We start from the raw sequence: 18482 nt of genomic DNA on the forward strand, positions 1-18482 counted from the left end.
GCCGCTAATTCTCCTGCTGCCGAGGCGAAAGAGAAGCGGTGAACGACCGTCATCCGGCGGGGTACGCCCCCGAGTACAGCGGCTATGGGTACGAGGGGCTTTCCGACGCCTCCTACGCGCCCATGGGTGCCGCCCACACGGATGACGATCCCCTCTTCGGCTCCTGCCAGGGTTACCCCGCCTACGACACGGGGTCCTACGCCACCGCGCCCTACGACGCCACCGCCGACAGCACCGCGACCGGCTACTGGCCCTCCGGGCAGACCACCGGCACCCCGGGTTACGCCGACCACACGGGCGCGGCCACCGGCACCTGGTACCTGGACCCCTCGCAGACGCAGGCGACGGCGGCGTACGACTACACGGGTTACGAGCACACGGCCGTCCACGCCGCCTACGAGGAGCCCGAGGCCGCGCACGCGCACGCTCCCGCTCCCGAGGCCGCCGCCTACGAGCAGCATCCGGAGCGGTACGGGGCCGAGGCCCACACCCCGGAGCACTACGCGGCCGCCTCCTACGAGGCCGAGCCCTACCGGGCCGAGCACTACGAGCCGGAGTCCTACGACGCCGAGCCCCACGAGGCCGGCGGCTACGAGCCCGAGGCCTACGACGACACCGAGGACGACACCGAGCCGGAGGCGGAACCGGAGCACGACTCCGAGGAGAGCGCCCCCGTGGCCGCACTGCCGCGCCCGCGCGGGGGAAGCGGCGGCGGGAGCCGCAGGCGCCGGCAGGCCCGGCGCTCGGCCCTGCTCACGGTCGCCGTCCCTTCCGTCGCGGTGATGGGCGTCGCCTGCGCGGCCGCCGTCACCGTCAACACCGACGACCCCGACACCAGCCGCACCCAGGCCGACGGCGCCCCGGAGGCGGCGGCCGACGTCCCGACCAGCAAGCTCGACCAGCAGCTCGCCGGGGTCAACCGGGACGTCGACGACTTCACCGACCGCGCCAGCCGCAACCAGGAGCGCATCGACCTCAAGGAGCGCCAGGCGCAGGAGCGCGCGAAGAAGGCCGCGGAGGCGGCCCTCAAGGAGCAGCTGCGCCCCAAGTTCCTGCTCCCGGTCAAGCAGCACGGGCTGAGCGCCTACTTCGGCCAGGCGGGCGTGAACTGGATGTCGGTCCACACCGGCATCGACTTCCCGGTGAACTACGGCACACCGGTGATGGCCGCGACCGACGGCGTCGTGCGCACCCAGTGGAACAGCGCCTACGGCAACATGGCGATAGTGACCGCCCCCGACGGCACCGAGACCTGGTACTGCCACCTGAGCAGCACCAAGATCCGATCGGGTTCGGTCAAGGCCGGCGACGTCATCGCCTACTCCGGCAACTCGGGCAACTCCACGGGCCCGCACCTGCACTTCGAGGTGCGTCCGGCAGGCGGCGCGGCCATCGACCCGCTGCAGTGGATGCTGAAGCACGGCATCGACCCGCGCTGAGCCCCGGCCCCGGCCCCACCACGGCGGGACCGGGACCCCGATAGTCCGCTCAGAGCTTCTCCACCGGCGCGTAGCGTAGCAGCAGCACCTTGGGCCGCTCGTCGCCGAAGTCGATGGTGGCCTTCGCCTTCTCCCCGCTGCCGTCGACCGCGACGACCGTCCCCAGCCCGAACGTGTCGTGCGTGACCCGGTCCCCGACCGCCAGCGAGATGACCGGGCGGTCCTGGGTGCGCCGCGTCGCGAACCCGGAGGGGCCGATCTTCGACGGGGAACGCGACAGCATCGAGGCCGCCGCCGACACCGAGGCGGAGGGCGCCGAGGAGGCGCCCGTGCGCTTCCACTCGATGAGCGGTTCCGGGATCTCCTCCAGGAAGCGCGAGGGCGGGTTGTACGAGGGCTGGCCCCAGGCGCTGCGCATGGTGGACCGCGTCACGTACAGCCGCTGCCGCGCCCGCGTGATGCCGACGTAGGCGAGCCGCCGCTCCTCCTCCAGCTCCTTGGTCTGGCCGAGCGCGCGCATGTGCGGGAAGACCCCGTCCTCCATGCCGGTCAGGAAGACCACCGGGAACTCCAGGCCCTTGGCGGTGTGCAGGGTCATCAGCGTTATGACGCCGCCGCCCTCGTCGTCGTCCGGGATCTGGTCGGAGTCGGCGACCAGGGCGACCCGCTCCAGGAACTCGGCGAGCGTGCCGGGCTCCTCCTCGGTGCGCTCCTGCTCGAACTCCAGGGCCACCGCCGCGAGTTCCTGGAGGTTCTCGACGCGGGTCTCGTCCTGGGGGTCGGTGGAGGCCTGGAGTTCGGACAGGTAGCCCGTGCGCTCCAGCACGGCCTCCAGGACGGTGGCGGGGCCGGCGCCGGAGTCCACGACGGTGCGCAGCTCCTCCAGCAGCTCGTTGAAGCGCTTGACGGCGTTGACCGAGCGGGCGGCCATGCCGAAGGCCTCGTCCACCCGGCGCAGCGCCGCGGGGAAGGTGATCCGTTCGCGTGAGGCGAGGGCGTCGACCATCGCCTCGGCGCGTTCCCCGATGCCGCGCTTGGGCACGTTCAGGATGCGGCGCAGCGGGACGGTGTCCTCGGGGTTGGCGAGCACGCGCAGGTAGGCCAGGACGTCCCGGACCTCCTTGCGCTCGTAGAAGCGGACCCCGCCGACGACCTTGTAGGGCAGGCCGACGCGGATGAAGACCTCTTCGAAGACACGGGACTGCGCGTTGGTCCGGTAGAAGACCGCGACCTCGCCGGGGCGGGCGTCTCCGGCGTCGGTGAGCCGGTCGATCTCGTCGGCGATGAACTGCGCCTCGTCGTGCTCCTGGTCGGCGACGTAGCCGGTGATGACCGGGCCCTGCCCGGCCTCCGTCCACAGGTTCTTCGGACGGCGGGAGGCGTTGCGCTCGATGACGGCGTTGGCGGCGGTCAGGATGTTCTGGGTGGAGCGGTAGTTCTGCTCCAGCAGGATGGTGCGGGCCTGCGGGTAGTCCTCCTCGAACTGGAGGATGTTGCGGATCGTGGCGCCGCGGAAGGCGTAGATGCTCTGGTCGGCGTCGCCGACCACGCACAGCTCGGCCGGCCCTTCGCCGTCCTCCTGCGCGTCTCCGCTCGCCGTGCCCACCAGTTCGCGCACCAGGGTGTACTGGGCGTGGTTGGTGTCCTGGTACTCGTCGACCAGCACGTGCCGGAAGCGGCGCCGGTAGTGCTCGGCGACGTCCGGGAATGCCTGGAGCAGGTTGACCGTGGTCATGATGATGTCGTCGAAGTCGAGCGCGTTGGCCTCGCGCAGCCGCGACTGGTACATCGCGTAGGCCTCGGCGAGCTTCTTCTCGAAGGGGTTCTCGGCCTGGTCGGCGAAGGTCTCCTCGTCGATGAGCTCGTTCTTGAGGTTGGAGACCTTGGCGCTGAACGACTTCGGCGGGAACTGCTTGGGGTCCAGGTCCAGGTCGCGGCAGACCAGGGCCATCAGGCGCTTGGAGTCGGCCGCGTCGTAGATCGAGAAGCTGGAGGTGAAGCCGAGCCTCTTTGACTCCCGGCGCAGGATGCGGACGCACGCGCTGTGGAAGGTGGAGACCCACATCACGTTGGCGCGCGGGCCGACCAGCTGCTCGACGCGCTCCTTCATCTCGCCGGCGGCCTTGTTGGTGAAGGTGATCGCCAGGATCTGGCCGGGGTGGACCTTGCGGGCGCCCAGCAGGTACGCGATGCGGTGGGTGAGCACCCGGGTCTTGCCGGAGCCGGCGCCCGCGACGATGAGCAGCGGGGAGCCGGTGTGCTCGACGGCGGCGCGCTGCTGCTCGTTGAGCCCGTCGAGCAGCGCGGCCGGGTCGACGACGGGGCGGTGGGCGCCGTCCCGGTAGTACGCGTCCCGGTCGACGGGCGCGTCGAAGCGCCCCTCGAAGAGGTCGTCGGGGACCGTGCCGGGCTCCTCCTCGGGAGGCGGCGGGGGCTCCTCCTCCCTCGGTTCGAGGCCGGCCAGGAAGCTGTCGTCAAAGAGGCTGCTCATCGCCTCCCGAGTCTAGGCCGTGGGACGGACAGCGTTGTGCCGCTTGCCCGAGCCCGCCCCCTCCGGGGCGTCCGGAAGTCGCCCGGTGCCCGTCCCGGGCGAACGCGTCACAGCCTTTCGCGGCCCCGAATGACGAAGGTCACGAAATGATTGCGGACAATTCGAACACCAGGGTTCCCACGGACCCCCGCAGTTGACTACCGTGCCGGATCAGGCGGTCCGCTCCACGCGGCGGCGACCGTGCCGTCACGGGCCGCCTCCGCTGAGTCCGGCGACCGCCGGAGCCGGGGACCCACGACCTTGGGGTGAATCGGTCCGTACGAGCGCAGCGCGCCCGTACGCACCGTAGGGCGGCCTTCCGAAGCCCGAACCCGACAGCTAACCCGGTAGGCGGTCCACGGAAGGAGCCGCCTGACTTGGCGACGCACCGCAAGCCGCGCCCGCGCGCGCTGACCGTCCCCGGCCCCCGGGCCGCGGTGGGACTCACGACCGCCGCACTGGCGACCGTCACCCTCTTCGGCGAGAGCGCGAGCGCGGCGCCCGCCTCACCCGACAAGCCCTCCATCACCGAGGTCAAGGCCCAGGTCGACAAGCTCTACCACCAGGCCGAGGCCGCCACCGAGCGCTACAACGGCGCCAAGGAGCAGACCGAGCGACAGCGCACGCGCGCCGACGCGCTGCTGGACCAGGTGGCCCGCAGGACCGAGACGCTCAACGCCGCCCGCCGCACCATCGGCGAGTACGCCGCGGCGCAGTACCGCGGCGGCGGCCTGGACGGGACGACGACCTTCCTCCTCACCTCCGACCCGCAGCAGTTCCTGGACCAGGCGCACCTGATGGACCGCCTGTCCGACCGCCAGGAGCACGCGCTGGAGACCTTCCGCTCCGAGCAGGCCGAGACGACGGCCAAGCGCTCCGAGGCCGTCGAGAGCCTGCAGAAGCTGACCGAGGCCCAGCAGCGGCTGAACGCGGAGAAGACCTCGGTCAAACAGAAGCTCGCCGCGGCGCAGAAGTTGCTCAACAGCCTCACCGCGCAGGAGAAGGCGCGGCTGGCGGCGCTGGAGAAGAAGCGCCGGGAGGAGGCCGCCGCGAAGGCCGCGGAGATCGCCGCCAAGGAGAAGGCCGCGCAGGAGGCGGCCGCCAAGGAGTCGGGCTCGTCCACGGGATCCACCGGCTCCACCGCCCCGTCCGGCACCTACGCCGCCAAGGCGGCCAAGGCGATCGAGTTCGCGCGGGCCCAGCTGGGCAAGCCGTACGTGTACGGCGCCACCGGCCCGAACTCCTACGACTGCTCGGGCCTGACCCAGGCCGCCTGGGGCGCCGCGGGCGTCTCGATCCCCCGCGTGACCTACGACCAGGTCGACTTCGGGACCCGGGTGAGCGCGGACCAGCTGCAACCCGGCGACCTGGTCTTCTTCTACTCCGACATCACGCACGTCGGCCTGTACATCGGCGGCGGCAACATGATCCACGCCCCCCACACCGGGAGCGTGGTGAAGATCGCCCCGATCACGGAGATGCCGATCTACGGCTACGCCCGGATGGCCTGAGTCCGAGCCTGAACCCGCGGCCGAGCCCGGGCCCCCGCCCGGCCGCCGCCGGCCGGGCTCAGGTCCACAGCACCGCGATGAAGATGTTGGCGGTGGTCAGCGCACCCACGGTGCCGAAGGCCGCCGCCGGCACCTTCTCCTCGTCCCGCTTGACGTAGACCAGGCCGAGGACCACCACCAGGACCGCGAGCTTCACGCCGATCTTGATGTTGTTCACCGGCTGGTCGTCGGCCTGGTTGAGGCCGACCAGCAGCACGCCCGTGACCAGCATGGTCAGCGCGCCGTGCAGCATGCCCGGCACGAAACGGGCCTCGCCGCGGCCCATGGCCTTCATCTGGGTGAGGAAGCCGCCCAGGAGGGCGGCGATGCCGATGATGTGCAGGCCGACGATCAGGTTGATGAGTACGTCCATGGCTCAGGACCCTAGCCAGGCCCATACCAGCGCCCGGCACCGAGGTCCCGCTCCTCCGTCACATCGGTCAGGGACGGACCGGAAGTGACCAGGTCACCCGTCGAACAGCGATCATCCGCGGGCAGTCCGCGGCCGAATCGGACCAGTCCCGCACACTCCGGAGCCCCCTCGCGGCGTCCAGGTTTAGCGTCCTGCCCCAGGTGGCCGATCCCCACTGCCGCGCGGACCCCGTCCCCGGCACGGCCGCCCCCGCCGAAGGTCCGGCGGTGGACGGTCCCCGTCCGCCCGCCGCCGGACCGCCGGGGGGAGGTACGGACAGCCCGGAAGGAGTGACGGCGCGTGGCGTCGCACAGAAGGCCCAGGGACCGCGGTCCCGCAGGCACGGCAGCGCGCACCGCCGTCGGCCTCGCCCTGGCGGGCGCCGCCTCCGTGACGGTGTTCGGCGAGGCCGGGCACGCGGAGCCCCGGCTGACCACGGACGAGGCCAGGGCCAGGGTGGACCGGCTGTACGAGGAGGCCGAGCAGGCCACCGAGCGGTACAACGGCGCCAAGGAGAAGGCGGACACGGCCACCGGGCGGATCGAGCGCCTCCAGGACGAGCTCGCCCGCAGGACCGAGCGCCTCAACAGCACCCGCGACGGCCTCGGCTCCCTCGCCACCGCCCAGTACCGCAGCGGCGGCATCGACCCCGCCGTCCAGCTGGCCCTCGCCTCCTCCCCCGGCGACTACCTGGAGCGCGCCGGGATGCTGGACCGGATGAGCAGCCGCCAGAACGCCGCGCTGCGCGCCCTGTCGGCCCAGCGGCGGGACATCGAGCAGTTGCGCGCCGAAGCGGGCGCCGAGCTGGAGGAGCTGCGCGGCACCCGCGCCGAACTCGCCCGCCACAAGCGCACCGTGGAGCAGCGTCTGGCCTCCGCGCGGCAGTTGCTGGGCCGGCTGACCGCCGGCCGGCGCGCCGAGGTGCTCTCCTCCGGCGGCCACGGTTCCGCCGACCCGGCCCGTGCCGGCCGTGCCGCCACCGGCTCCCGCACCGGTCTGACGCCTGCCGCCGCCCCCAACGCGCGGGCCGCGCGCGCCGTCTCCTTCGCGTACGGCGCCCTCGGGCTGCCCTACGTCTGGGGCGCCACCGGACCGTCGGCGTACGACTGCTCGGGCTTCACGCAGGCGGCGTGGCGGGCGGGCGGGGTCTCGCTGCCGCGCACGACGTACACCCAGATCAACGCGGGCACCCGGATCTCCCGCTCCCAACTGGAGCCGGGCGACCTGGTGTTCTTCTACTCGGGGATCAGCCACGTCGGCCTCTACGTGGGCAACGGCATGATGATCCACGCGCCGCGCACCGGTGACGTCGTCAAACTCGCCCCGGTCGACCAGATGCCCTTCGCGGGCGCCACGCGTCCGGCGTGACGCCCTTGCCGCGAGGGCTCAGACCAGGCGGCGGGCGGTCGCCCAGCGGGTGAGTTCGTGCCGGTTGCTCAGCTGCAGCTTGCGCAGCACCGCCGAGACGTGCGACTCGACGGTCTTCACCGAGATGTAGAGCTGCTTGGCGACTTCCTTGTACGCGTAGCCGCGCGCGATCAGCCGCAGCACCTCGCGCTCGCGCTGGGTCAGCCGGTCCAGGTCCTCGTCGACCGGCGGGGCGTCGGTGGAGGCGAAGGCGTCCAGGACGAAGCCGGCCAGCCGGGGCGAGAAGACGGCGTCCCCGTCGTCGACCCGGAAGATGGAACTCACCAGGTCGGGGCCGGTGATGGTCTTGGTGACGTAGCCGCGGGCGCCGCCGCGGATCACCCCGATGACGTCCTCGGCGGCGTCGGAGACCGACAACGCCAGGAAGCGCACGGGCTGTTCCGCGTCGCCCATGAGCCCGGCGCAGCGCTTGAGCACCTCGACCCCGCCGCCGCCGGGCAGATGGACGTCGAGCAGCACGACGCCGGGCCGCGTCGCGGTGATGACCGAGACCGCCTGGTCCACGTCGGCGGCCTCGCCGACCACGTCGACACCGGTCCGCTCGGTCTCGCCGATCTCGGCCTGCACCCCCGTGCGGAACATCCGGTGGTCGTCGACGAGGACGACCCTCACGCGTCGTTCCGTGCTCATGACGACCTCCCTGGTCCCTGGGCCCTGTCCATCTCCAGCTCCACTTCCGTGCCCCCACCCGGTGCCGGGCGCAGCCGCGCCTCGCCGCCGTTGCGCCGCATCCGGCCGATGATCGACTCCCGGACGCCCATCCTGTCCGACGGTACGTCGTCGAGGTCGAAACCGGGACCGCGGTCGCGGACCGATACGAAGACCTTGCTCTCCTCGACCTCCGCGTACACCTGCACGGGCTCGTCCCCACCGTACTTGGCGGCGTTGACCATGGCCTCGCGGGCCGCCTGCATCTGCGCCACCAGGCGCTCGTCGAGCGGGCAGTCGCCGACGCACACCACCTCGACGGGGACGCCGTGCGCGTCCTCCACCTCGGCCGCGGCGCGGCGCACCGCCTCGGCGAGGGTGGCCGGTTCGTCGTCCTTGCCGTTGCCCTCGGGCCGGTAGAGCCAGGCCCGCAGCTCCCGTTCCTGGGCCCGGGCCAGCCGGGCGACCTCGCGCGGGTCCTCGGCGTGCCGCTGGATGAGGGTCAGGGTGTGCAGCACGGAGTCGTGGACGTGCGCGGCGACCTCGGCCCGCTCCTGCGCGCGGATGCGGGCCAGCCGCTCGGCGGACAGGTCCTGGGTCATGCGCACCAGGTACGGTCCGGCGATCAGCGCCACCCCGACCAGGACGGCGAGCGCGGCCTGCAGGATGGTGACCAGGTGGCTGACCGAGCCCTGCACGACGAGGAAGCCGGTCACGCCCACGCCGACGAGGATCACCCCGGCGGCGCCGCGCGCGAAGGGCAGCAGCCGCTTGCGCCGGCTCAGCTCGGCCCAGCGGGCCCGGCGGGCGTTGTCGGCCTGCCGCCACACCAGGGCGACGCCGAGCCCGATCAGCAGCAGCGGCCACACATAGGCGTTGGCCTTGCCGAGGTTGAGGTTGTCCAGCAGGATGCCGAGGCCCATGGCGAGCGCGATCAGCGCGACGATCTGGCCCCGGTCGGGCCTGCGTCCGGCGAGCCAGGAGCGCGCGTCGCGCGGTTCCTTGGCCTCGACGACCCCGCCGACGCCGAGCGGCACCACGAACCAGAAGACCGCGTAGAGCAGGATGCCGAGGCCCTGGATGGTGGCCAGGACCACGAAGACCACGCGCACCCAGGCCACGGGCAGTCCGAGGTGCCCGGCCAGCCCGCGGGCGACGCCGCCGATCATCCGGCCCTCGGAGCTGCGGTAGAGCTTGCGGACCGGCGATCCGGCCGGGTCCGGCGACGCGAAGTACGACGCCCCGTCGGGCGGGCTGGTCGGTGGTCCGGCGGCTGGCATGTCCCGATCGTCACACGTTTCGCGCACGGTGGGTATCAGGGTTGGCCCCCATGCCGGGTCAGGGTCGTTCCGGATACCGGCGCGCGTCCGGGACCGCCACCATGGACCCATGACGGAGCAGTACACGGAGACGGAGACGGCCGGGTCGCCGCCGGGCCCGCGGCTGGCGCGCTGCCGCGAGCGGAAGGTGATCGCCGGCGTCTGCGAGGGCGCGGGACGGTACTTCGACATCGACCCGGTGGTCTTCCGGATCGTGCTCGGCGTGCTGGCGCTCACCGGCGGTCTCGGGCTGGTGGCGTACGGCCTGGCGTGGCTGCTCGTCCCCGCGGCGGGGGAGACCGAGAGCGAGGCGCACCGGCTGCTGTCCGGGCGGGTCGAGGGGACGGCGCTGACGGCGGTGCTGGTCTCGCTGGTCGGCTGCGGGCTCTTCCTGTCGATGCTGGGCAGCGGCGGGAACCTGGCCTTCTCGCTGGGGCTGCTGGCGGCCTTCGCCGGCGCCGTCTACTGGTCGGTGCACCGGCGGCAGGCGACCGAGGCGCCCGCCCAGCCGGTCGCGCCGCCCCCGACCCAGCCGCCTCCGCAGCCCGCGACGTCGGCGTGGTGGAAGGAGACGGCGGTCGAGGACGCGGCGCCGGTGCCGGGGCCGGGCGGCTACCTGTGGGGACCGGACGACGGTCCCTCGGACGTGGAGCGCGACCGCCGCGAGTGGCGGGACCGGCGCCGGGCGGTGCGGCGCGACGGCGCCTGGCTGGGCGTGCTCGTGTTCTTCCTGGCGGCGGCCGCGGCGGCGGGCGGCCTGGCCGCGTCCTGGTCGTCCGAACCGCTGGCCACCAGCGTGCAGATCGGCCTCGGCTCCGCGCTGGCCGTCTTCGGCCTGGGTTTCGTGGTCAGCACCTGGTGGGGGCGGCTCGGCGGCGGCACCGTCTTCGTGGTGCTGCTGACCGCCGCGCTGCTGGTCGGCTCCACGACGCTGCCGCGCTCGGTCGGCACCGACTGGAAGCAGCGCACCTGGACGCCCGCCACGCTCTCCGCGGTGCAGGACTCGTACGAGCTGGGCACCGGCCGGGCGACGCTGGACCTGTCGGCGCTGGAGCCGGGCGGGCGCACGGTCTCGACGCGGGCCGAGGTCGGCGCGGGGCAGCTGGTGGTCAGGGTGCCGGAGGACGTCACGCTGCGGATGCACGTCCAGGTGGGCGTGGGCGACCTGCAGTTGCCGGGCGAGCAGGAGAAGGACGTCGACGTCCAGCCCGGTCTCGACCGGAAGGTGACCCTGGACCCGGCGGACGGCCGGAAGTCGCGGGGCACGGTGGAACTCGACGTGGAGATGGGCGTCGGACAGGTGAAGGTGGTGCAGTTCCCGTGAGAAGGCATCCGTTCGCGCCCTCGGCGCTGCTGACCGGGCTGGTCCTGCTGGGGCTGGCCGCGGTGTTCCTGCTCGACGCGGCCGGCGAGGTGTCGCTGTCCCCGGCGGCCGCGGTGCCCCTGACCTGTGCGGGTCTGGGGCTCGCGGCACTCGGCTCGGTCACCTCCCGGATGGTCCGGGGGCGGGCCGCCCGGCGGTCAGGCCAGGCCGCGCCGTCCCCGGCCGCGCCGTCCGGCGATCATGGCGTCGACGGACAGTAGCGGGGCGCCGGCGAGGACCAGCGGTAGCCAGGCCATCAGGTAGGCGAGGTCGTTGCCGTAGTAGTACGGCTGCGTGGCCCAGCTGACGGTGAGCCACAGGCTCAACGAGATCAGCGCCCCGCCCAGGGCGGCGATCCGGCTGAGCAGGCCGACCAGCGTGCCGATGCCGACGGCGATCTCGCCGAAGGCGATCGCGTAGCCGAACCCGTGCGGGTTCTTCAGGGCCAGGTCGACCATGGCCGGGATCGCGGCGCTGTCGCGGATCCCGTTCAGCAGGCCGACGAGCGAGCCCGCGGCGCTGTCGTTGAAGAAGGTGTCGGACATCAGCTTGTCGAATCCGGCGTAGACGAAGGTCACGCCGAGGAAGATGCGCAGCGGCAGCAGGGCGTAGCGCCGTGCCGTGTCCCGCCACGGACCCTGACTGGGGTACCGCTCCGTGTCCCGCATACCGTTCATGCCCGTTGTGCCCGTCACGCTCATGACGTCCGCCCTCTCGCACGCACCTGCCGTGGACCCCTCCCGGACCGATTCTCCAGGAGCGCCCTGGGAGATACGTAGGCGAAGCGGCCGTCGTTCAATCAAAAAGCTCTGAATTCTCGCGGACTATCCGCTCATAGGTGGGCTGGTAGTTGATCCAGGCGACCAGATCATGTCCCAACTGCTCACGGGTGGCGATCGCGTCCTCGTGCGCGATCCACACCGGCTTGCCCGCCGCCTTCGCGCTCAGCTGCACCTGGCAGGACCTCTCCATCGTCATGAACCACCACGCCGCCGCGTCCACGGTCTCGCCGACCGTCAGCAGTCCGTGGTTGCGCAGGACCAGCGCCTTGTGCGTCCCCAGGACCACCGCGATGCGCCGCGCCTGGGCCTCGTCCACCACGACCCCGGTGTACGCGTCGAACAGCGAGTGGTCCTCGTAGAAGGCGCAGGCGTCCTGGGTGATCGGTTCCAGCCGCTCCCCCAGCGCGGCCAGCGCCCGGCCGTAGGTCGAGTGGCTGTGCACCACGGCCGCCACGTCGGGCCGCGCGGTGTGCACATGGGCGTGGATGGTGAACGCCGCCTGGTTGACGTGGTGCCGGCCCTCGACGACGGCGCCGTGCTGGTTGGCCAGGATCAGCTCGCCCACGGTGAGGTGCCGGAACGGCACGCCGAAGGGGTTCACCCAGAAATGGTCCGCCAGCTCCGGGTCGCGCACGGTGATGTGCCCGGACACCCCGTCCTCGAACCCCAGCTCCGCGAACGCGCGCAACGCCACCACGAGCCGCTCCTTGCGGTGGCGGCGTTCGGCCGCGGGGTCCTCGAAGGTCGGCGGCAGCGCGAAATGGAGCCGGTCGGGGGGTACGGGCTGCGGCGGCGCGGTGTCGGTCATGGCGCGGAAGTTACCCCGAGGTACCGCAGATGGACAGGGGCGATACCAGGTTTCCCCGGTATCGCCCCAAGCCCGCCCCACGCGGGCGGGCTACTCCCACTCGATGGTGCCCGGGGGCTTGCTGGTGACGTCCAGCACGACGCGGTTGACGTCGGCCACCTCGTTGGTGATCCGGGTCGAGATCCGGGCCAGCACCTCGTACGGCAGCCGCGACCAGTCCGCGGTCATCGCGTCCTCGCTGGAGACCGGGCGCAGCACGATCGGGTGGCCGTAGGTACGGCCGTCGCCCTGTACGCCCACCGAGCGCACGTCGGCCAGCAGGACCACCGGGCACTGCCAGATGTCGCGGTCGAGACCGGCGGCGGTCAGCTCCTCGCGGGCGATGGCGTCGGCCTCGCGCAGCAGGTCCAGGCGCTCCTTGGTGACCTCGCCGACGATGCGGATGCCCAGGCCCGGACCCGGGAAGGGCTGGCGCTGGACGATCTCCTCGGGCAGGCCGAGCTCCTGGCCGACCATGCGGACCTCGTCCTTGAAGAGCTTGCGCAGCGGCTCGACGAGCTGGAACTGCAGGTCCTCGGGGAGGCCGCCCACGTTGTGGTGGGACTTGATGTTGGCGGTGCCGGTGCCGCCGCCGGACTCCACCACGTCCGGGTAGAGGGTGCCCTGCACCAGGAACTCCACCGACTCGCCGTGCGCGCCGGCCTCGGCGACGATCTCGCTCGCGGCCTGCTCGAAGACCCGGATGAACTCCCGGCCGATGATCTTGCGCTTCTCCTCGGGGTCGGAGACCCCGGCGAGCGCGGTCAGGAAGCGCTCCTCGGCGTCGACGACCTTCAGCTGGACGCCGGTGGCCGCGACGAAGTCCTTCTCGACCTGCTCGGACTCGCCCTTGCGCATCAGGCCGTGGTCCACGTAGACGCAGGTCAGCTTCTCCCCGATGGCCTTGTTGACCAGGGCCGCGGCGACCGCGGAGTCCACGCCGCCGGACAGGCCGCAGATGGCGCGCTTGTCGCCGACCTGGGCGCGGATCGCGGCGACCTGCTCCTCGACCACGTTGTGCGTGGTCCAGTCCGGCGCGATGCCGGCGCCCCGGTAGAGGAAGTGCTCCAGCACCTGCTGGCCGTGCTCGGAGTGCAGCACCTCGGGGTGGTACTGGACGCCGTAGAGCTTCTTCTCGTCGTTCTCGAACGCGGCCACCGGCACCAGGTCGGTGGCGGCGGAGACGGAGAAGCCCTCCGGGGCGGCCGTGCAGGTGTCGCCGTGCGACATCCACACCGACTGCTCGGCCGGGGTGCCCTCGAAGAGCGTGGAGCCGGTCTTGCCGACGTGCAGCGGGGTACGGCCGTACTCGCGCGCGCCGGTGTTGTCGACGGTGCCGCCGAGGGTGATCGCCATCAACTGGAAGCCGTAGCACATGCCGAAGACGGGGACGCCCGCCTCGAAGAGGGCGCGGTCCAGCCGGGGGGCGTGCTCGGCGTAGACGGACGAGGGCCCGCCCGACAGGATGATCGCCGCGGGCCGCTTGGCCAGCATCTCCTGGACGGGCATGGTGCTCGGAACGATCTCGCTGTAGACCCGGGCCTCACGCACACGGCGGGCGATGAGCTGGGCGTACTGCGCCCCGAAGTCGACGACGAGAACGGTGTCGGGGGCGGCTGGGGTCGCTGATGCCACGGTGGGCCTTCCGGCGGGTCGAACGTGGGGTCCCTGCTGATTCTACCGGGGCCCGCGGCTTTACTTCCCCGGCCCGAGGAGTCACACTGTCCGCCATGTTCGGCAGCACGCACTTCGCGTTTACCTATGGCACCGGCTGGTCCGGCTGCCATGGTCGTGCTGTCTGAGCGAGGAACGCATCCAGACGTCACCAGGCGCCCCGGGCCACACGGCCCGGGGCGCCTGGCGTTTCCCGTCCCGGGCGGCCCGGGGGCCCCGGCCCCAGGAGGAACCCCATGAGCAGCACCCCCGCGGCACCGCCCGCCACCGACCCCGCGGCTCCGCCGGCCGCCGACCCCGCCGCCGTCATCGCGGCCGCCCGCGAGCGGATCGACGACCTCGACGCGCGGATCATCGCCCTGGTGCGGGAACGGATGACGGTCTCGGCCGGCATCCAGCGCGCCCGCATGGAGTCCGGCGGCCGCCGTGTCCACCTCTCCCGCGAGATGGACGTCCTGCGCCGCTACAGCGACCCGCTGGGCAGGCCCGGCACCGCACTCGCCATGACCCTGCTAGAACTGTGCCGCGGCCGGGTCTGAAACCCCCGCGGCACCGGCCCTGTGACCCGTTCGGGGGGCATCACCCGTACGGCACGTGACCGCCTACGGACGCCTTCGTTGAATCCGGTGTCCGTGCCAGCCAGGCGCGGTCACCCTGGGCCAGGGAAGCAAGGACGTCGAAGACCACGCGTGGACACCGCTCAGACGCAGCTGGGCGGGGTGCCACCGGAGCGATGAGGCGCGCCCGCGCGAGTGGAAGCAATGCGGTCGCGCCGTGGGACCTCGCTCCGGTGATCAGTGACCGGACGGCAGGGGACAGCAGCCCGGTCACACCTCAAAGTGGCGGTCGGTTCCGGGGACGCCCGGGACCGGCCGCTCTGCGAGGAACACACTACTCATTTCGCGGCACTTGAGCAGGTATCCGACCCTCGATCGAGTGAGTCGGGCCGCACATGGCGCTCTCCGGGCGGTCCGGCGGCGGCCGGAACAGCGGCCCGAGGGCCGCGTCCCCGGCGGGCGCGGCCCCTCCTCGTGTCCGGGCGTCCGTCGGCGTCCGGCGGGGTCAGGCCTTGGGCGGCACCGGCGGTACGGGGAGCACGGGCAGCCGCAGCGCGCCGAAGGCCTCCGCCGGGACGGCCGGCGCCTTGGGCTCGACCGCGGCGACGCGCCGGTAGGCCTCACCCTGGGCCGGACGCGGGTCCGCGTCGCCCTTGTTGGGCCACAGCGACATGGCGCGTTCGGCCTGGGCGGTGATGGTGAGCGAGGGGTTGACCCCCAGGTTCGCGGAGACCGCGGCGCCGTCCACCACGTGGATCCCCGGATGCCCGAACAGCCGGTGGTACGGGTCGATCACACCGTGCTCGGCGTCCTCCCCGATCGGACAGCCGCCCAGGAAGTGGGCGGTGAGCGGGGTGCCCATCAACTCGCCGACGTTGCTGCCCGCGAAGCCGTTGATCTCCTCGGCGAGCAGGCGGGCGGCCTCGGCGCCCTCGGGGATGAAGGACGGGTTGGGCGCGCCGTGCCCCTGGCGGGCGGTGAGCAGGCCCTTCCCCAGGCCCTTGGGCTTGCGGTAGGTCGTCAGCGAGTTGTCCAGGGACTGCATGACCAGCCCGATGATGGTGCGCTCGGACCAGCGGCGGTTGGACAGCGACCGCATCAGCAGCACCGGGTGCCGCGCGCAGTGCGCCAGGTAGGCCAGTCCGCGCGGCAGCCGGGTGCCGTGCGGGACCTGGAGGATCGACAGGGCGCCCATCGAGTTGGAGCCCTTGCCGTAGCGGACCGGCTCGATGTGGGTGTTCTCGTCGGGGTGGATCGAGGACGTGATGGCCACGCCGCGGGTGAAGTCCACCCGCCGCTCGCCCGTGCGCCGGCGGTAGCGGCGGCTGTCGGTCTGCGCACCCACCAGCGCCTCGGAGTTGGTGCGGGTCAGCTCGCCGAGCCGGGCGGACAGGCCCGGCAGCCGGCCCGCGTCGCGCATGCGGTGCAGCAGGGTCTGGGTGCCGTAGGTGCCGGCGGCGACGACCACGTGGCGGGCGCGCAGCACGCGCGGCTCCGCCTTGCGGCGGCGCTCGGTGGGGACGACGGTGACGTCGTGGCCGCCCTCGGGGTTCTCCGACAGGCCGGTGACGGTGGTCATCGCGTGGATCTCGGCGCCCGCCTGCTCGGCGAGGTGGAGGTAGTTCTCGTTGAGGGTGTTCTTGGCGCCGTGGCGGCAGCCGGTCATGCACTCCCCGCACTCGGTGCAGGCCCGCCGGGACGGGCCGGCGCCGCCGAAGTACGGGTCGGGGACCTCGCCGCCGGGCACCGCCCGCGCGTCGCCCGCGGCGTCCCGGCCGTCGCCGAAGAACACCCCGACCGGGGCCATGTGGAAGGAGTCGCCGACGCCCATCCGCTCGGCGGTCGCCTTGAGGTGGACGTCCGAGGGGGTCATCGTCGGGTTGAGCCGCACGCCGAGCATGCGTTTGGCCTGGTCGTAGTAGGGGGCCAGTTCCTCCTGCCAGTCCGTGATGCGGCCCCACTGGCGGTCCTCGAAGAAGGCCTTCGGCGGGACGTAGAGGGTGTTGGCGTAGTTCAGCGAACCGCCGCCCACGCCCGCGCCGGCCAGGATCATCACGTTGTCCAGCAGGTGGATGCGCTGGATGCCGTACAGGCCGAGCGCCGGGGCCCACAGGTAGTCCTTGACGTGCCAGGAGTTCTTCGGCAGCGACTCCCGCGTCCAGCGGCGGCCCGCCTCCAGGACGCCGACCGTGTAGCCCTTCTCGGTCAGCCGCAGCGCCGACACGGCCCCGCCGAAGCCGGACCCGATCACGATCACGTCGTAGTCGTAGGACATCCGCTCCCCCTCCATCAGCGCAGCCTCAGCGTCTTCATCACCCGCAGGCTGCGGCTCATGAGGGCCGCGTACGCCGAGTCGTCCATGCCCAGCGACGGGGCCATCGGCAGCAGCCGCTGCGTCGCCACGGTCTGCGCCTCGGTGTACTTGAGGATGCCCTCGGAGCCGTGCCGGCGGCCGAGCCCGGAGTCCTTCATGCCGCCCATCGGGGACTGCACGCTGCCGTACGCGGAGGCGTAGCCCTCGTTGACGTTGACGGTGCCGCTGCGCAGGCGCGCGGCGACGCGGGCGCCGCGGCGGGTGTCCTTGGTCCAGACGCTGGAATTGAGGCCGTACGGCGTCGCGTTGGCGCGCTCGACCGCGTCGTCCTCGTCGGTGAAGCGGTACACGGACACCACCGGGCCGAAGGTCTCCTCGGCGCACACGGCCATCGGCGGCTCGACGCCGTCCAGGACGGTCGGCTCGAAGAAGTACGGGCCGACGTCGGGCCGGGCCCGGCCGCCGGTGAGGACGGTGGCGCCCTTGGCGACGGCCTCCTCCACGTGCCGGGTGACGGTCTCCAACTGGCGCTCCCCGGCCAGCGACCCCATCCCGGCGCCGTAGGCGAGGGCGGTGCCGAGCCGCAGGGCCCGGGTGCGCGCGGTGAAGCGCTCCAGGAAGGCGTCCGCGACGGAGGCGTGGACGAAGAGCCGCTCGATGGAGATGCACAGCTGGCCCGCCGAGGAGAAGCAGGCGCGGACCGCGCCCTCGGCCGCCTTGTCGAGGTCGGCGTCCTCCAGCACCAGCAGGGCGTTCTTGCCGCCGAGTTCGAGGGAGGCGCCGATCAGGCGGGCCGCGGCGCGGGTCGCCACGTCCCGGCCGGTGCGGGTGGAACCGGTGAAGGACACGTAGTCGGCGTGCTCCACGACCGCCGGGCCGACGACCGGGCCCTCGCCGATGACGACCTGCCAGACGTCTGCGGGCAGTCCGGCCTCGATCAGCTGCTCGCGCGCCCACAGGGCGGTAAGCGCGGTCTCGGTGTCGGGCTTCATCACGACGGCGTTGCCCGCGACGAAGGCGGGCAGCGCGTCGCCGACGGAGAGTTCGAGGGGGTAGTTCCACGGCGCGATCTGGCCGACGACACCGCGCGGGTGCCGCAGCTCCCGCACCTTGGTGAGGGTCGGGATGGCGCCGGTGTGCCGCTTGGGCTTCAGGTACGACGGCGCTTTGACGCCGTAGTGCCGGGCGGCGACGGCGACCGCCAGCACCTCCTCGTGCGCGTGCAGGCGCGCCTTGCCCGTCTCCAGCTGGATCAGGTCCAGCACCTCGGACTGCCTGGCCAGCACCAGGTCGTGGAAGCGGAGCAGCACCGCCGCGCGGCGGCGCACCGGTGTCGCCGCCCACGCCTTCTGCGCCTCCCGCGCCCTCTCGTAGGCCGCCGCCACGTCCTGCGGCGTCGACTCCGGGAGCTCCGCCAGTTTCTCGCCGGTCAGCGGCGTGTGGTTCACGGTCCGGCCGCTGCCGGCCACGCCTCGCGTCAGCCGTGCCACGAGGTCCGGGGTCACCACGTCGGCGGCGGTCCTGGTGCCGGAGGGGGCGACCGGATTGCCGTTACCGGCAGTAGGAGAGTCCGTCATGGCGGGAGCGTACGACGCGGTGACACCGCGTGCATACCCGTC

General features: G+C 72.5%; 15 protein-coding genes and 1 riboswitch. Of the genes, 6 read left to right on the top strand and 9 right to left on the bottom strand.

Annotated elements, in window-relative coordinates:
- The first annotated feature begins 38 nt into the window (after nt 1-38).
- Nucleotides 39-1439, top strand: coding sequence for a M23 family metallopeptidase (locus ACFZAU_RS07505; RefSeq protein WP_500551443.1), 1401 nt, complete (start codon nt 39-41; stop codon nt 1437-1439).
- A 49-nt stretch (nt 1440-1488) separates the two neighbouring features.
- On the opposite strand, the gene pcrA is transcribed toward ACFZAU_RS07505, so the two are convergent.
- Entirely contained in the window at nt 1489-3930 is a 2442-nt protein-coding gene (gene pcrA, locus ACFZAU_RS07510; RefSeq protein WP_500551444.1) for a DNA helicase PcrA, read from the bottom strand.
- A gap of 250 nt (nt 3931-4180) precedes the next feature.
- Nucleotides 4181-4338, top strand: a riboswitch (cyclic di-AMP (ydaO/yuaA leader).
- Between the two features lie 8 nt (nt 4339-4346).
- Between pcrA and ACFZAU_RS07515 the strand changes: the two genes are divergently transcribed.
- On the top strand, nt 4347-5480 hold the full coding sequence (locus ACFZAU_RS07515) for a C40 family peptidase (protein WP_500551445.1): 1134 nt from the start codon (nt 4347-4349) through the stop codon (nt 5478-5480).
- Nucleotides 5481-5538: 58 nt separating this feature from the next.
- Here the strand turns inward: ACFZAU_RS07515 and ACFZAU_RS07520 are convergent, their stop codons facing one another.
- On the bottom strand, nt 5539-5892 hold the full coding sequence (locus ACFZAU_RS07520; protein WP_499606517.1) for a hypothetical protein: 354 nt from the start codon (nt 5890-5892) through the stop codon (nt 5539-5541).
- Nucleotides 5893-6231: 339 nt separating this feature from the next.
- On the opposite strand from ACFZAU_RS07520, the gene ACFZAU_RS07525 reads away from it, so the two are divergent.
- On the top strand, nt 6232-7299 hold the full coding sequence (locus ACFZAU_RS07525) for a C40 family peptidase (RefSeq protein ID WP_500551446.1): 1068 nt from the start codon (nt 6232-6234) through the stop codon (nt 7297-7299).
- Between the two features lie 18 nt (nt 7300-7317).
- Here ACFZAU_RS07525 and ACFZAU_RS07530 read toward each other — a convergent pair whose 3' ends face one another.
- Together ACFZAU_RS07530 and ACFZAU_RS07535 are read right to left on the bottom strand one after the other, a co-directional pair.
- Nucleotides 7318-7989 carry a LuxR C-terminal-related transcriptional regulator gene (locus ACFZAU_RS07530; RefSeq protein ID WP_499606515.1) on the bottom strand — a complete coding sequence of 224 codons (672 nt, stop codon included), beginning with the start codon at nt 7987-7989 and terminating at the stop codon, nt 7318-7320.
- On the bottom strand, nt 7986-9287 hold the full coding sequence (locus ACFZAU_RS07535; RefSeq protein ID WP_500551447.1) for a PspC domain-containing protein: 1302 nt from the start codon (nt 9285-9287) through the stop codon (nt 7986-7988). The genes ACFZAU_RS07530 and ACFZAU_RS07535 overlap by 4 nt, the downstream gene beginning before the upstream one ends.
- Nucleotides 9288-9396: 109 nt before the next feature.
- Between ACFZAU_RS07535 and ACFZAU_RS07540 the strand changes: the two genes are divergently transcribed.
- The gene (locus ACFZAU_RS07540; RefSeq protein WP_500551448.1) at nt 9397-10650 is read left to right on the top strand and encodes a PspC domain-containing protein; all 1254 of its coding nucleotides are present in this window, start codon (nt 9397-9399) and stop codon (nt 10648-10650) included.
- The gene (locus ACFZAU_RS07545; protein ID WP_499606512.1) at nt 10647-10910 is read left to right on the top strand and encodes a hypothetical protein; all 264 of its coding nucleotides are present in this window, start codon (nt 10647-10649) and stop codon (nt 10908-10910) included. Before ACFZAU_RS07540 ends, ACFZAU_RS07545 begins: the two co-directional genes overlap by 4 nt.
- Here ACFZAU_RS07545 and ACFZAU_RS07550 read toward each other — a convergent pair.
- The 3 genes from ACFZAU_RS07550 to guaA form a co-directional block, all read right to left on the bottom strand.
- Nucleotides 10848-11366 (bottom strand): DoxX family protein, encoded by a 519-nt coding sequence (locus ACFZAU_RS07550; RefSeq protein ID WP_500551605.1) that lies wholly within the window; start codon nt 11364-11366, stop codon nt 10848-10850. The two genes, ACFZAU_RS07545 and ACFZAU_RS07550, sit on opposite strands and share 63 nt — an antisense overlap.
- A gap of 118 nt (nt 11367-11484) precedes the next feature.
- On the bottom strand, nt 11485-12279 hold the full coding sequence (locus ACFZAU_RS07555; protein WP_500551449.1) for a class II aldolase/adducin family protein: 795 nt from the start codon (nt 12277-12279) through the stop codon (nt 11485-11487).
- 90 nt (nt 12280-12369) lie between these two features.
- Nucleotides 12370-13953, bottom strand: coding sequence for a glutamine-hydrolyzing GMP synthase (gene guaA / locus ACFZAU_RS07560; RefSeq protein WP_500551450.1), 1584 nt, complete (start codon nt 13951-13953; stop codon nt 12370-12372).
- A gap of 275 nt (nt 13954-14228) precedes the next feature.
- Here guaA and ACFZAU_RS07565 point away from each other — a divergent pair, with 275 nt between their 5' ends.
- A complete protein-coding gene (locus tag ACFZAU_RS07565; RefSeq protein WP_500551451.1) occupies nt 14229-14531 on the top strand; it encodes a chorismate mutase in 303 nt (100 codons plus the stop codon).
- 523 nt (nt 14532-15054) lie between these two features.
- Here ACFZAU_RS07565 and ACFZAU_RS07570 read toward each other — a convergent pair.
- Together ACFZAU_RS07570 and ACFZAU_RS07575 are read right to left on the bottom strand one after the other, a co-directional pair.
- Nucleotides 15055-16839, bottom strand: a complete 1785-nt coding sequence (locus tag ACFZAU_RS07570) for a GMC family oxidoreductase N-terminal domain-containing protein (RefSeq protein WP_500551452.1) — start codon at nt 16837-16839, stop codon at nt 15055-15057.
- Nucleotides 16839-18440: a succinic semialdehyde dehydrogenase gene (locus ACFZAU_RS07575; RefSeq protein ID WP_500551453.1), complete on the bottom strand. Its 1602-nt coding sequence runs from the start codon at nt 18438-18440 to the stop codon at nt 16839-16841. Before ACFZAU_RS07575 ends, ACFZAU_RS07570 begins: the two co-directional genes overlap by 1 nt.
- Nucleotides 18441-18482: the final 42 nt, after the last annotated feature.

The sequence above is a fragment of the Streptomyces sp. NPDC008238 genome, from assembly GCF_042956445.1.
Taxonomy (GTDB): Bacteria; Actinomycetota; Actinomycetes; order Streptomycetales; family Streptomycetaceae; genus Actinacidiphila.